We start from the raw sequence: 13,647 nt of genomic DNA, 5'->3' as shown, positions 1-13,647 counted from the left end.
ATGGCGACGAAGCCGTCGGGCGGGACAGACCTGCACCCGGAGCGCAGCGAAGGGCCGAAGCGTCAGCGTAGGATGGCGAAGGCAGGCGATTTTGTTTCGCGATGGAAAGGCGCGGGTTCGGGGTCCCCAGGCGGCTTGCCGCATGGGGTGGGCCTGGGCCGCCGGAAAATCGTCGGCCGCAGCCATTGCCTTGTCCGGCCCGGCTGACGGCCGATCGCCCTCTCGAAGGCCGAGGCGCGGTCCTCTTTCCGTCGCTGCGCATCCACTCGGACATGACCGCTGCGCGCAGCCCTTCAGCCCTTTCCGGCTACGCTGCCCGGGTAATGAAGCGGGCAACGTCCTCCGGTGCGAGTTGCACCCGGATACCAGCGCGGAGCGCATCAATGCCGAGACGCTGGAGATCCTCGTTGAAGTCCCCGAGCGCCGGCGACAATGGAATGGCCTCGATGCCCTCGGCGTTCGTGCGTTCGATCAGCACGTCGCGCGCGCCGTCACCGGCTGGATCGTCATCGCGGACGATATAGAGCCGCCGCAGAGTCGATGGGAACAGGATGGCCGCCAGATGCGCCGCCGAGAGCGCCGGGGCCATGGCCATTTCGGGCAAGACCTGCCGGAGCGACAGCATGGTCTCGATACCTTCGCCTGCCGCCATCACGCTGCCGGGCACACCGAGGCGGACGGCCGCCCCAAGCAGATCGCCCATTGCCTTGCGCGGAGTGTCGATCGGCGCCTTGTCCGAGCCGTCGGGCGCGAGCCAGGTGCGGTGTGCGCCGGTGATCTTGCCATTGAGGTCGGTCACGGCGGCGACCATGGCGGGCCAGGTCTCGGTCGGGCCATCGTCGGGTCTGTAATAGCAGCGCGGATGGAAGCGCAGGCTGCCGGTTCCGTGCAGAAGCGTAATGCCGCGTCGGCGCAGATACGTCTCCACGACAGTGCCTGCGATCGGCTGCGACATCGCGAACAGTCGCCGTGCGGCCTCGGCCGATCCCGAAGGAGCCGGGGCAACGCCGCGCCTTGGCGCCGCGGGTTCCGGTTCGGGGTGCGGCAGGCTGAGAAAGCTGCGGGCCTCATCGGTGACATCGGGAAAGTCGGTGAGGCCGAGCGATTCACGGATGAGGTCGAGAAGATCGCCATGTTCGCCGGTGGCGGCGTCGGTCCATTTGCCCGCGCGGCCCTTGGGGCTGTCCTTCAGCCGGACGAACATCGAGCGGCCCTTGGTGTTGCGGACATCGCCAACCTGCCAATAGTTGCCTTGGCGCTGCCCATTCGAAAGATAGTGGCGGCAAACCGCCTCGGCCTGCCGGCCGAGACGGTGCGCCAGATCGGAAGCGTCCTGCCGTGCCATCACGCCGCCTCGCGCTCGCTGATGCGCTCGATGGCGTAGGTGTCGAGCAGCTTGCCGAGGACGGCGGGACCGGAGGCGCCGACCGGCACGAAGAAGCGCAGCTTCCACGAAATGATCTCGCTGAAGAGACCGTAGGCGCGCAGGCGATCCCGCATTGTGTCGCTGAACCCCGACAACTCGATGCGGTTCGCGCCCATGACGCGCGCGCGGCGAAGCTGGAGCCCGTCAGCCAGGTCGAGGATGGTGCGGCCGTCCACCAACGCCGCATAGGCGTCGTCGCTGCTGAGATTGGTGGTTCCGGTCGAGGCGGCGTTGGCGGCCCAGGCGGGCGAAACCCGCCGTCCGATGATGCGTTCGCCATCATCGGTCTGAAGCCGATAGACGCGCGTCGACTCGTTGGGCAGGCGCTTCCACACGGGCAGTAGCAAACCGCTGACCATGTGGATCGTACCGTCGGTGAACGCGGGCACCTCGTCGACCTCGCGCTGCCAGACGGCGGCGAAGGTGTCGCGCTCGGCCTCCTGCCAATGGCTGTCCGCCATCATGTCGAGGGTCGCATGATGCTGTTCCATCGGCCGGATCAGCCGGACGCGGCGCTCGATCTCGCCATCGTCGAGCATGATGGACGGCGCGGATAGCTGAACAGCGGCGCGGCCCGAGCGCACGTTGACGAGCAGCCTGGCCTGCGGATCGTCGAGCCAGCCGAGCGCCGCATCGAGTGTGGTCGGCCGATTCCGGCGACGTTCCGTGATTGTAAGCAGCCGCGTCTGCGCAGCTGTCGCTGGGTGCGTGTAGATGGTCGTGCGTTCGGTGACGACGAAGCTCTCCGCCGTCAGTGTCTCCAGCCCGACATCATAGACGCCGCTGGCGATGGCTCCCGCCACCTTGGCGTCGAGCAGTTGCTCGAAGGCGGTGAAGAGGATGCCCTGAAGCTCGATGGTGAGCGCCAGCAGGCGGTTCAGGAATGTGGTGATCGGTGGCAAGTCGTCCTTGATGCCATTGTCGTCCATCAGCTTCAGACCAGTCGCGGCCTCGAAACGCCCCAGCGAGCACCCCTCGACCTTGCCGCGGACGATCAGGAGGTAGAGCTGGCGCAGCGCATCGCGGGCGTAGCTCGATTCCAGATTATCCTCGGGCCGGAACAGGCCCTGACCGCCGGTCTGGCGCTGACCGCGCGTGATCGCACCCAGCGTGTCGAGCCGCCGTGCGATCGTGGACAGGAAGCGCTTTTCGGCCCTCACGTTCGTGGCGATCGGGCGGAACAGCGGCGGCTGCGCCTGATTGGTGCGATTGGTGCGGCCCAGGCCCTGGATGGCGGCGTCGGCCTTCCATCCGGGCTCCAGGAGGTAGTGGACACGCAGGCGCTGGTTCTTCGCCGACAGCTCGGCGTGATAGCTGCGGCCGGTGCCGCCGGCGTCGCTGAACACGAGGATGCGCTTCAGGTCGTCCATGAAGGCCGCCGTTTCCGCGAGGTTGGCGGAGGGCGCCCGGTTCTCCACGGCGCAACGCTCGCCCTTGCGGACGATGCGCCGCGAGCGGCCCGTCACCTCGGCAACCATGTCGGCGCCAAACCGCTGCACGATCTGGTCGAGCGCGCCGGGAACGGGCGACAGGGACGCGAGCCGTTCGATCAGCTCGTCGCGCCGCGCGACGGCTTCACGGCTCTCGACGGGCTGGCCGTCACGATAGACCGGACGCGAGGACAGATTGCCCTCGCCATCCGTGAACGGCTCGTAGAGCTGCACCGGGAAGGAATGGGCGAGGTAGTCCAGAACATACTCCCTCGGCGTGATGTCGACGCGAACATCGTTCCATTCCTCGGTCGGGATTTCCGCCAGTCGGCGTTCCATCAGCGCTTCGCCGGTCGAGACGATCTGGATGACGGCGGCGTGGCCATCATCGAGATCGCGTTCGATGGAACGGATCAGAGTCGGCGTTTTCATCGACGTGAGCAGGTGGCCGAAGAAACGCTGCTTCGCGCTCTCGAACGCCGAGCGGGCGGCGGACTTGGCCTGCCGGTTCAGCGTCCCGTCGTCGCCGGTGATGTTGGCGGCCTGCATCGCGGCGTCGAGATGATTGTGGATGACGGCGAACGCGCCGGCATAGGCGTCGTAGATACGGCGCTGCTCGTCGGTCAGGGCGTGCTCGACCAGTTCATATTCGACGCCATCATAGGATAGCGAACGGGCAGTATAGAGGCCGAGCGCACGCAGATCGCGGGCAAGCACTTCCATGGCCGCAACGCCGCCATCCTCGATCGCTTCGACGAATTCGGCGCGGGTGGCGAAGGGGAAATCCTCGCCGCCCCACAGGCCGAGCCGCTGGGCATAGGCGAGATTGTGGACGGTGGTCGCGCCGGTGGCGGAGACATAGACGACGCGGGCATGGGGCAGCGCGTGCTGGAGCCGCAGGCCTGCGCGTCCCTGCTGCGAAGCGGCGACGTCGCCGCGTTCTCCCTTGCCGCCTGCGGCATTGGCCATGGCGTGGCTCTCGTCGAAAATGATCACTCCGTCGAAATCGCAGCCCAACCAATCGACGATCTGCCGGACGCGCGAAACCTTTTCACCACGGTCGTCGGAGCGCAGCGTGGCGTAGGTTGCAAATAGGACGCCTTCCGACAGGGTGATCGGCTTGCCCTGTGCAAAACGCGACAGCGGCGTGACCAGCAGACGCTCCATGCCGAGCGCAGACCAGTCGCGCTGCGCATCCTCGATCAGCTTGTCGGATTTGGAGATCCAGACCGCCTTGCGGCGTCCGCGCAGCCAGTTGTCGAGGATGATGCCGGCAGACTGGCGGCCTTTGCCGGCCCCGGTGCCGTCGCCGAGCATGAAGCCACGGCGGAAGCGCACGGCGTTCTCAGCCTCAGCCGGAGCCGCCTGGACGAGATCGAAAGTCGCATCGACGGTCCACGAACCGGCAAGGAAATCCGAATGGGCCTCGCCGGCATAGATGACGGTTTCAAGCTGGGCGTCCGACAGAAGATCGGTGATATTTGCCGGAAGCATCGGCCGATAGGCGGGCTTGGGCGGCGCGATGCTCGCCATGGCCGCCGATTGCACGAGCTTGGTGGGGTGCGCCTGACAACCGGGAATACGGATCGACTGCAAGCCATATTCTTCATAGATCGCGTCCGTGAGGTTGGCGCTCTCCGGCGGCGTCCAGTCCACAGGATCGTAGGCGAGTCCGATGCCCCCCGGGTCGATGGACGATGACGTGGTCGGACGTGCGGTTGCGGCTCGTGCAAGATAGCCGCGCACGGTGGGAGGCGCGGAGCCCGTCACGGCGCGCGCGTTATCGGGAAGAGCGACCGGCAGGCGCGGTGGAACCTGCGCCTCGATCCAAGCGAGCAGCGTGGCGACATCGGGCGCAAGACCCGATGATGCCGGAAACACGGCCGGATCTTCGGCGGGCAGCTTGTCGATGACCGTGAGCCTAGTCTCAATGGTCGTGCCGTGCCTGGCATAGATCGAGCCGTCGATCGCAGCGGTGAAGACGACTCGGCCGCGCTCCTGAAGCCGGACGAAAGCATCGCGCCAAGCCGGTTGCTCGGGGCCGAAATTCGCACCGGTGATCGTCACCAGGCGCCCGCCGTCGGCGAGCCGCGCCAAGGCCGAGGCGACATGGCGCGCAGCGGCGTCTGCCATGCGGCCGGAGACGTTCGCCATCACCGAGAAGGGCGGGTTCATCACGATGACGGAGGGAACGGCGCTCGCAGGAAGATGATCGTCGATCTGGGCGGCGTCGACGCGCGTGACGGCCAGGGCCAGAAAGAGCTGGCCGAGCAGATCGGCGCGGGTTTCCGCCAGCTCGTTGAGGAGCAGCGAGCCGCCGCTGATCTCGGCGAGGATGGCGAGCAGGCCCGTGCCGGCCGAGGGCTCCAGCACGATGTCGCGCGGGGTGATCGCGGCTGCGGTAATGGCGGCAAGGCCGAGCGGGATCGGCGTCGAGAATTGCTGAAGCGCCTGGCTCTCCTCGGAACGGCGGGTGTGCGTCGGCAGAAGGCCGGAGACTTTCGACAAAGCGGAAAGACGTGCAGCCGGAGTGTCGGCTTTACAGAAAAGCGCACGTCCGTATTTGCGCAGGAACAGGACGGTCGCGCATTCGCAGGCTTCGTAGGCCGTCTTCCAGTCCCAGACGCCGCTCGCGTCGGAAGCCTCGAAGGCGATCTCCATGGCGGTGCGAAGGCCGGCGTTGTCGATCCGCTGCCCGCGTTCGAGCATGGCGAGAAGCTGATGGGCGGCGGCGATGATGGCGGACGCACGGACGATGGGCGCAGCCGGCATGGCCACGGGCGATAGAATGTTCATAGTCGGGAACCTCGGGAGAGCGGGAAAGGGACGCCCGAACGGCGCTCTCTCTCGACCGCCCGGACTCGACCCGTCCCGGCAGCCCTCTCACTCTCGAAATGCCCTTCGCGGCCGGCATGAAAAAAGCACCCCGGCCGTGCGGCGGGGTGCTTTCCAAGAGATCAGTTCCAGTGTCCGTCCGCGATCTCGCTGGCGATGAGCCTGCGCGCCTTGCGGATCAGGTCATCGCCGCTGGTGTCGATGTGCCCGAAGAACCGCGCGCGGGCGCCGTTCGCGGTCCAATCGGCATAGGCGCAATATTCACGGGTCTTGGTTCGGAATGCCCGCATGTCGCTGGCCCAATGGGGCTTGGGTTCTATGATGACGGTAAGGCCGTCCCTGGTCTCTGGCCAAGGGAGCGACCGTTCGGCGGGCGGGCGCTCGTGATCCGCCGCGAAGATGGCGTCGATGTCCATCATGGCGCCTCTCCCGTTTCCGGCCGCACGAAGCCGTCAGGATCGTTGGGGTCGGGCGGCAGATAAGCGTCGTAAGGATTGCCGTCGGCGAGATGGCCGAAGGGCGTGAAGACGTAATCGCCCTCGTCGCGTCCCACCGCGCAGATGACGTAGCGTGGACTACCCGTCACCGCGTCGAGGCACTCCATGAGCGCGAGATTGCCGTCGCCTGCCGCGCGCAGCAGGGTCTGGAAATTGCTCCGGGCATGGGCGGGGATGCTCATAGCGGGCCTCCCTCGCCGGACATGGTCTGGTCGAGCCAGCCATCGGTATAGATCCAGTCCACGGTCTCGCCGGTGGCGAGGTCGAGGACATGGGCGCCGCCGCCGAAGCCGTCGAGCCGGGGCTTTGAGCAGGTGTTGGCGTATTGGAAACCCCATCTGCCGGTGAGCCCGAACTCGGAGGCGCAGCGTTGCACGAACCGGATGAGGCGCTCAGGGTCGCCGGTCACGTCGTCGCGCATCCAGAGCTGGCTGCCGCCGTGCTCGGGCTGGATCGAAAGGAGGAAGCCATCGGAGGGCGGTTCCTCCGATGCGCCATCCTCGGAGAGCGTGTTGTAGAGGTCGAGCGCACGGGCGGCGTTGTCGGGCGTGCCGACGTCGAACAGGCACGAGAAATGGGTGAAATAATCGGCCATGACAGGCTCCTGAAACGAGAAAGCCCGGACCGCACGGCACAGCCATGCAGACTGTCGACCGTGGGACCGGGCAGAAGGAAGATCGGGATGGCGCGCGCGGGACGAACGGAGCCGCCCCGCGTTGCTCGCGCTATTCGGCGGCGACCGCGTGCTGGATTTCGTCCTCGTCATCGACCGAGTCTTCGTCCTCGCCGTCATCGGTGAGGAAATCCGGCAGGGCGCTATCTTCGCCGGCGTCGGTCTGATCGTTCGGGATGGGCTGATCGCCATCAAGGGATGTCAGGCGCAGCGGCTCCGGCAGCCAACCGGTGTCGGCGAGTAGGCGCTCGGCCTCCTTGGCCATGTCGCCCTTCTTCAGATGGTCGATGAGCTGGGCGGCCCGTTCGCCCGCGCCCTCCCGGACGGCTTCGAGGATGCGGGGCTTGGTGACGCGGCCGAGATAATTGCCGACGGTCGGTCGCCAGCCCGCCGTCACCATGTCGAGGCCGGTCGCGCGCGCGAGCCGGTCGGCCTGCGAGAAACGGACATCCAGACCATGCTGGCTGACCCCCGATCCATAGGGGTTCGGCCGCTCGAACAGCGCGTTGATGCCGAAGCTGACGCAGTGGGCGAGCAGATCGAGCCGTGTGCCGGGATCGAGATGGGTGAGCCAGTCCCACAGCGCCTGGTCGTCGGCCGGAACGTGATCGCCCCAGCTGGCGTGCCGGTCGGCGATCTCGTGCGCCGCCGGGCTGTCTTTCAGCTCCTCCGATTGGGCGGAGAAGAAGATGTGGCGGACACTGGCTTCGAGGCAGCCGGGGGGCGCGGTGTGCCGGAAGGTGTCGCTGACCAGCTTGTGCAGCAAGAGGGTCATGGCGACGTCGGGATGCTCGGCGACGGTATTGCGCAGCGCCAGGGTGCGATGCGCGGTCAGTTCGATCACGAGACGTTCGGGCAACGGCTTTACGCCGTCCTCCTCGTCGTCTTCGGGCTCCGCAGCCTGGCCGCCGATGGTGATGACGGCGCGTTGCACGGCAGGCGTAGCCGCAGGACCGTCGCCGCCGTCGAACTCGGGGGTGTCGTCCCCTTCGGCATCGACCGGACGCTCGTCCTCGGGACGGACATAGCCGCGATCCACCGACAGCGAACCATCGGAGTCCAGACTGACGAAGACGCCGGCGATGGCGATGTCGGCCGGATCATAGACCGTCGGACGCTGCTCGAAGGCCTCGAGCGCCTGTTCGATCTCGCCGAGACGCGCGTCGATGTCGTCGGGCAGTTCGTCGGCTTCGGAATATTCGGCCTCGAGCCGGTCATATTCGTCGCGCAGCGCCTCGCGGGTCGCGCGCTCCTCGTCGGTCAGATCGACCGCAGTCCCGACAAGTTCGCGCAAGCCCTGCTCGTGGCCATAGGGAAAGCTCAGGGCAGCATCGACCCACTTCCAGCCCTCGCTGGCAATCTCGTCGGCGGCGAGCTTGAGCTTTTCGGCCACGAGACGGTCGAGCAGGGCCGGATCTTGCAGCCAGCCGCCATCGTCGGACTGGAACAGATCGCGCAGCATCAGGCCGCCCGCCGCTTCATAGGCTTCGACGCCCACGAAGATGGCCCGCCGATCGGACGCCCGCACCGTGGTTTCGGTGAGCATCCGGCGGATGTGGTAGGGCTCCTTCTGCCAGCCTTCCTTGATCGCGTCCCAGACCTGTTGCTGGCGGTCATGGTCGGAGCTGACGGTGAAGGCCATCAGCTGTTCGAGCGTCATGCCGTCTTCGGCGTAAATCTCCAGCAGCGCGGGGGCGACAGCGGCGAGCCGCAGACGCTGTTTCACGATCGTGACGCCGACGAAGAAGGCGGCGGCAATGGCTTCCTCGGTCATGCCCTTGTCGCGCATGGCCTGGAAGGCGCGGAACTGGTCGAGCGGATGCAGCGGCGCGCGCTCCATGTTTTCGACCAGCGAGACCTCATCGATGAGGATGTCGCTGTTGGCGTCGCCGACGACGCAGGGCACCGGCGCGGTCCTGGCCAGGCGCTTCTGCTTCACCAGCAACTCGAGCGCGCGATAGCGGCGGCCGCCGGCGGGCACTTCGAACATTCCGGTCTCATGGCCATCGGCGTCGAGGACGGGCCGGACATGCAGGCTCTGGATGAGGCCGCACCGGGCGATCGATTCCGCCATCTCGTCGATCGAGACGCCGGCCTTGATGCGCCGGACGTTGGCCTGGCTCAGCACGAGCTTGTTGAAGGGGATGTCGCGGGCCGACGACAGGGTGATTTTTTGAATGGCGGTCGCCATGATCTTTACTCCGCGACGGGCGGCCGGGAGACTCTCTCTCGACCTCCAACCCGTCACGAAGCGAAGCGCCGCCCTCTCACTCTAAGAGGGCAGCGCCACGCAGGCGGAAAGGCGCAAAGCCGCGTCTTCGTCTTTCCGGTTTTCAGGCCAGTTTTCAGGATCGTCACGCCGCCCGCCGTTCGTCATCGGCGCAGCCGGCAGCGGTGTCCGGCAGGAATCCGAGCAACCAGTCCGCCGCCTTGCTCGCCTGTGAGGCGGCGCGAACGATGGCGCGGTTGTCCTCGCGCAGCACCTCGAGCCAGGAGCCGAGATAATCGGCGTGGCGCACGGTGGGCGTGATGCCGAGCGAGGCGCAGCAGAAGGCGGCGTTAATCTCCGCGATCAGTTCCTCGAAGGCGTATTTTTTCGAGCCGAATGAACCCGAGAAATTACGGTTCAGGCGTGAGGGGTGGCCCGTGGCGTGCCCCAGCTCGTGCAGGGCCGTCCTGTGCCAGTTGATCGGCTCGAAATAGGCCTGCGGCGGCGGCACCTGCACATAGTCGGACGTCGGGACGTAGAAGGCTCGATCACCGCCGATGCGGAAATCGATGCCCGTCGCCCGGATCAGGGCTTCGACCTGCGGTTCGATGAGGCCGCGAGGAGGCGGTGGTGCGACGGTGGCGACACCTTCAGGCAGGCCGTCGCATTGCGCAGCGTTGAACACCGTGAAGCGCTTGAGGAACGGGATCACCGCGGCGTCCTCGCCGGTCTCGCGGGCGCGGCGCTTCTCGTCTTCCGGCGTGAAACGGTCGGCATAGACGACGGTGATGCCGTGCTCCCCGCGGCGGACATTGCCGCCCAGTGACAGGGCCTGGCGGAAGGTGAGCCAGCTCTGACTGGGAAAGCCGTGCTGGATGACCGCACCCCAGAGGATTAGCACATTGATCCCCGAATACTGCCGACCGGTCGCGGCGTTCTTCGGCATGGTGAGAGGGGCCTTCACCGAGGCTGATCCCCAAGGCTGGACCCAGGGGAACCGGCCGGCCTCCAGCTCGGCGATGATCGTGTCGGTGACTTCATCATAGAGGCTCGCCCGATTCTGACTGGCGCGAGCGGGTGCGGTTTTTCTGGACATCGCGGATCTCCGCGACGGGCGCCGGGAGCCTCTCTCCCAGCCCTCAACCCGTCACGGAAAACCCGTCTGCACTCTCACTCTATTGGCGGCGTTGCGGGGATCTCCCCGCAGAAGAGGTCGGGCGAGACCTTGGGCTCGACCGCAGGGGAAGGCATTCCCCCCTCCTGACATTCGAATCATAATGTGATCAACCAGCCCCGTAGCTTCGATCTGGCATATGCCAGAAAGCAGCGTCCCGGTTGCGCATCGAAACTATGGCGAGGGCATCCGCACTATCGCGCGCTGACTGAGGGGCTTGTGGAGGCATTTGAAAGCGCCAAACCGTCGCTACGCTATCCGAACTTGCGCGTTGAGCTGCTTACATAGTGCTTACACGATGAGGTACGAATGTGCGCGTAAGCAAAGAGCCTCCCGAGGGAGGCTCTCTAATTCGCTGATTTCCCTAGGAAAACTGGAGCGGGCGAAGGGATTCGAACCCTCGACCCCAACCTTGGCAAGAAGACCGACTGGCTTTTCCTGAGTACGCCTGACTTGGATAAAGTACGCAAATCCAGTGATATAGTGCAACTCATCTTTTCCTAAGCCCGATCGCGTAGCCTAAAATGGGCTTGCCTCTGGTGACAATCTGGTGACAATATGCTCGGCAAGAGATTTTGTCACCAAACGGGGGAAGTTCATGCCCACGGTCAAGCTAACCAAACGCAGCGTAGATGGGCTGCTCCCTCCCGCCAAGGGGCAAGCCGTGCTCTGGGATACGGAAGTCCGGGGCTTCGGCGCACGCATCCTGCCTTCGGGTACAAAGACCTTTATCCTGCAATATCGGAATCCAGAGGGCATCCAGCGCCGAATCAATATTGGCCGATATGGTATACTGACGGTTGATCAGGCTCGCGATCAGGCGAAGCTGCACCTCGCTTCTGTTATCCAAGGCGAAGATCCCGCCGACGAGAATCGCCGGGCACGCAAAGGTATGACGGTCGCTGAGATGTGCGATTGGTATCTCATCGAGGCGCGTGCCGGGAACATCCTCGGAAGGCTGAACCGCCCGATAAAGGCGTCATCGCTTGATATGGATGAAAGCCGGATCAAGACGCACATCATCCCCCTCCTTGGCAAGCGCGTGGTCACGCAGTTGAGCATCGCCGATGTCGAGCAGATGCAATCCGACGTGAAAAATGGGAAAACGGCCAAAGCCCGCACTGGTGGACGAGGTGGAAAGGCGACCGGCGGAGCCGGTGTCGCCTCGCGATGCCTTGGCACAATTCAGGCAATCATCGGCCACGCTAAGCACAAGGGATTGCTGACCAACCACCCCACTCAAGGCGCCAAGAAACTGGCCAGCAAGAAGCGAACCCGACGATTGAGTGTTGCCGAGATCGAGATGCTCGGGAAGGCGCTTGCCTATGCCGAGCAAAATCATGAGAATCCTGTTGCGCTGGGCGTCCTGCAAACACTCCTTCTGACCGGTTATCGCCGGGAAGAGGCGCAAGCCATGCAGAGGGCTTGGGTCAATGCTAGGGGCGGATTTGTCAGTTTCCCTGACACCAAGGGCGGCGCGCAGGTGCGTGCAATTGGGCCGGCAGCGCTCAAAGTAGTCCAGAGTCAGGCTGAAATCGTCGGAAACCCTCACGTTTTCCCGTCTGAAGCTGGGCCCGGCCCCTACACCGCTGTAAGCTCCTGTCTGGACCGTGTTTGCAAACTCGCGGGGATTTCGGGGGTTACACCCCACACCCTGCGGCACACGTTCGGGAGCATCGCTGGCGAACTCGGTTTTTCGGAACTTACGATCCGCGCCATGCTCGGGCACGCCTCCCAGAACGTGACGCAGGATTACATCCATATCGATGAGGCGCTGAAGCTGGCGGTCCAACGGACTTCGGATGAGATCGCTCGGTTGTTGGAGGTCGGAGCGGCGCGACTGCAAACGATGCAGCAAGCCGCGTGACCTTTGATCTACCTGCCTGGGTTATGCCGAGTGGAATTGTGTCCGCAATCCCACTGTTGAAAATTAACCTTCAAGGTGTATATTGAATGGCGAGAAAGAGAGTCCCGCACCACAATCTCTCCGCCGTGCAGGCGAAGTTTTGTGATGTGGCAAGCTTGGAGATCACGCGGACGGCAACGCGTAGTGCTCAAGCCTTGGGCTACTCGCTCGGAGATGTGGTGGTGGTTGTACAGGCCCTTGAACCTCGGGACTTTGTGAAGTCGGAGACGGCTCACAATCCGGTGAACTCGAAGGTCTGGCACGACAGCTACCGGATCCCGTGCGACGGTCTGTATCTCTATCTGAAGTTTGCCGGCGAGACGCTGATCGATGTCGTGCTGACGTCGTTCAAGGAGGTTTGAAGGTGACGCAGACACGGATTCATCCCGAGACCGGCCAGGTCCTCCGCCGCGACGCCCGTGTGCAAACGGTCAGTGTTGGGTCGATGTCGCGCGAGGTCGAGGTGCCGGGCTGGTATCCTGAAGACGATGGTGATTCCATTCATTCAGGTGCCGAGCTGCAAGCTCTGGATCGGGCCTATCTTGAGCTGCGCGCGGCATATGCCGCGCGCGTCAAGGCAGTGCGAAAGAAGCTCGGCCTCACCCAGGAAGAGGCAGGCCGGATTATCGGTGGCGGACGTCGCGCTTTTCAGAAATACGAGAGCGGTACGACACCGCCGAGCGAGGCTGCTGTCGGATTGATCGAAATCCTTGATCGCCACCCCGAGGAATTGGAGACTCTCCGACACCTCCGCAGGCTCTCCTCGCGGGATAGCATTCGGCAACCTTCAACGCCTGTCGGCAAGAAAGGGGCTTCCGCGAAGGGCGTTCGTAGCCCCGCTGTCGCGGCCTGAGTCTGTGTTAGTTTAGCTCAGGCGATGATACGATAGCGTCCGTTGCGGCGCGCGCCCACGAACCGAACGCGACCCGAAGAGCAAAGCCCGGCAATGTCACGTCGTGCAGTTTTGAGGCTTACCTTCCAGTCGGCCGAAATGTCGTCTGCACGGCAAAAATGGCCAGCGCCGACTCGGGCAAGAAACCAGCGCTGCCTCTCGTTCAGCGCTTCGTTTATTGGGTCATTTATTGGGACAGATTCAGGGTCATTTATACGGCCATTTTCAGGCCAATCCTGCCGGGGTGTTTGCGGTACCTGCATGACAGGAGCGCCAAACGTGCGAAGCTGAGCAGCTCGCTGATGCGCTAATTCTGCTGTTTGTGCGCTTTCGATCAAGCCAAGGACAAATGCCCTGATCACAGGGGAGTTTGTTAATAGGCGAAGGAAGAAAACAGTATCCGGTCCATGTTGTCCAGCCATCCAATGCTTAACGGTGCGCTCGCTTGCGTCCGTCATGCTCATAATTTGTTTCACGGCGCGATGGCTGCCTCCGTGTTCACGCCTCAGTAGATCCGCGATGGTTTCGGCATAGTCTTGGCGTCCAGCCAGTGCCCCCTTCCAGGTCGGCAACCTCCTGCCCCTTTTCGGCAACATCTTCCGCTC

Annotated in this window: 11 protein-coding genes; 3 read left to right on the top strand and 8 right to left on the bottom strand. The window is 64.4% G+C overall.

All coding sequences use genetic code 11. The features are described 5' to 3' along the window. Positions 1–307: 307 nt before the first annotated feature. The 7 genes from SCLO_RS13770 to SCLO_RS13740 form a co-directional block, all read right to left on the bottom strand. The gene (locus tag SCLO_RS13770) at positions 308–1,345 is read right to left on the bottom strand and encodes a DUF7146 domain-containing protein (protein ID WP_066522394.1); all 1,038 of its coding nucleotides are present in this window, start codon (positions 1,343–1,345) and stop codon (positions 308–310) included. Further along, a complete protein-coding gene (locus SCLO_RS13765) occupies positions 1,345–5,652 on the bottom strand; it encodes a strawberry notch family protein (protein WP_096362146.1) in 4,308 nt (1,435 codons plus the stop codon). Before SCLO_RS13765 ends, SCLO_RS13770 begins: the two co-directional genes overlap by 1 nt. A 161-nt stretch (positions 5,653–5,813) precedes the next feature. Then, the gene (locus SCLO_RS13760; protein ID WP_066522325.1) at positions 5,814–6,110 is read right to left on the bottom strand and encodes a hypothetical protein; all 297 of its coding nucleotides are present in this window, start codon (positions 6,108–6,110) and stop codon (positions 5,814–5,816) included. Continuing rightward, positions 6,107–6,370: a DUF6117 family protein gene (locus tag SCLO_RS13755; protein ID WP_066522327.1), complete on the bottom strand. Its 264-nt coding sequence runs from the start codon at positions 6,368–6,370 to the stop codon at positions 6,107–6,109. The genes SCLO_RS13760 and SCLO_RS13755 overlap by 4 nt, the downstream gene beginning before the upstream one ends. After that, positions 6,367–6,783 (bottom strand): hypothetical protein, encoded by a 417-nt coding sequence (locus SCLO_RS13750; RefSeq protein ID WP_066522328.1) that lies wholly within the window; start codon positions 6,781–6,783, stop codon positions 6,367–6,369. The genes SCLO_RS13755 and SCLO_RS13750 overlap by 4 nt, the downstream gene beginning before the upstream one ends. A gap of 130 nt (positions 6,784–6,913) precedes the next feature. Beyond that, on the bottom strand, positions 6,914–9,052 hold the full coding sequence (locus tag SCLO_RS13745) for a ParB/RepB/Spo0J family partition protein (RefSeq protein WP_066522329.1): 2,139 nt from the start codon (positions 9,050–9,052) through the stop codon (positions 6,914–6,916). Positions 9,053–9,215: 163 nt separating this feature from the next. After that, on the bottom strand, positions 9,216–10,166 hold the full coding sequence (locus SCLO_RS13740) for an ArdC family protein (RefSeq protein WP_066522269.1): 951 nt from the start codon (positions 10,164–10,166) through the stop codon (positions 9,216–9,218). A gap of 676 nt (positions 10,167–10,842) precedes the next feature. Between SCLO_RS13740 and SCLO_RS13735 the strand changes: the two genes are divergently transcribed. From SCLO_RS13735 to SCLO_RS13725, 3 genes are all read left to right on the top strand, one after another. Beyond that, positions 10,843–12,111: a tyrosine-type recombinase/integrase gene (locus SCLO_RS13735; RefSeq protein ID WP_066522272.1), complete on the top strand. Its 1,269-nt coding sequence runs from the start codon at positions 10,843–10,845 to the stop codon at positions 12,109–12,111. 86 nt (positions 12,112–12,197) lie between these two features. Continuing rightward, on the top strand, positions 12,198–12,512 hold the full coding sequence (locus SCLO_RS13730; RefSeq protein WP_066522275.1) for a type II toxin-antitoxin system MqsR family toxin: 315 nt from the start codon (positions 12,198–12,200) through the stop codon (positions 12,510–12,512). Between the two features lie 2 nt (positions 12,513–12,514). After that, positions 12,515–13,003, top strand: a complete 489-nt coding sequence (locus SCLO_RS13725; RefSeq protein WP_066522276.1) for a type II toxin-antitoxin system MqsA family antitoxin — start codon at positions 12,515–12,517, stop codon at positions 13,001–13,003. A 17-nt stretch (positions 13,004–13,020) separates the two neighbouring features. Here the strand turns inward: SCLO_RS13725 and SCLO_RS13720 are convergent, their stop codons facing one another. Next, positions 13,021–13,638, bottom strand: a complete 618-nt coding sequence (locus SCLO_RS13720; RefSeq protein WP_083949261.1) for a Fic family protein — start codon at positions 13,636–13,638, stop codon at positions 13,021–13,023. Between the last annotated feature and the right edge of the window lie 9 nt (positions 13,639–13,647).

This window comes from Sphingobium cloacae, assembly GCF_002355855.1.
Classification (GTDB): Bacteria; Pseudomonadota; Alphaproteobacteria; order Sphingomonadales; family Sphingomonadaceae; genus Sphingobium; species Sphingobium cloacae.
This window is presented reverse-complemented; position numbering and strand designations above follow the sequence as displayed.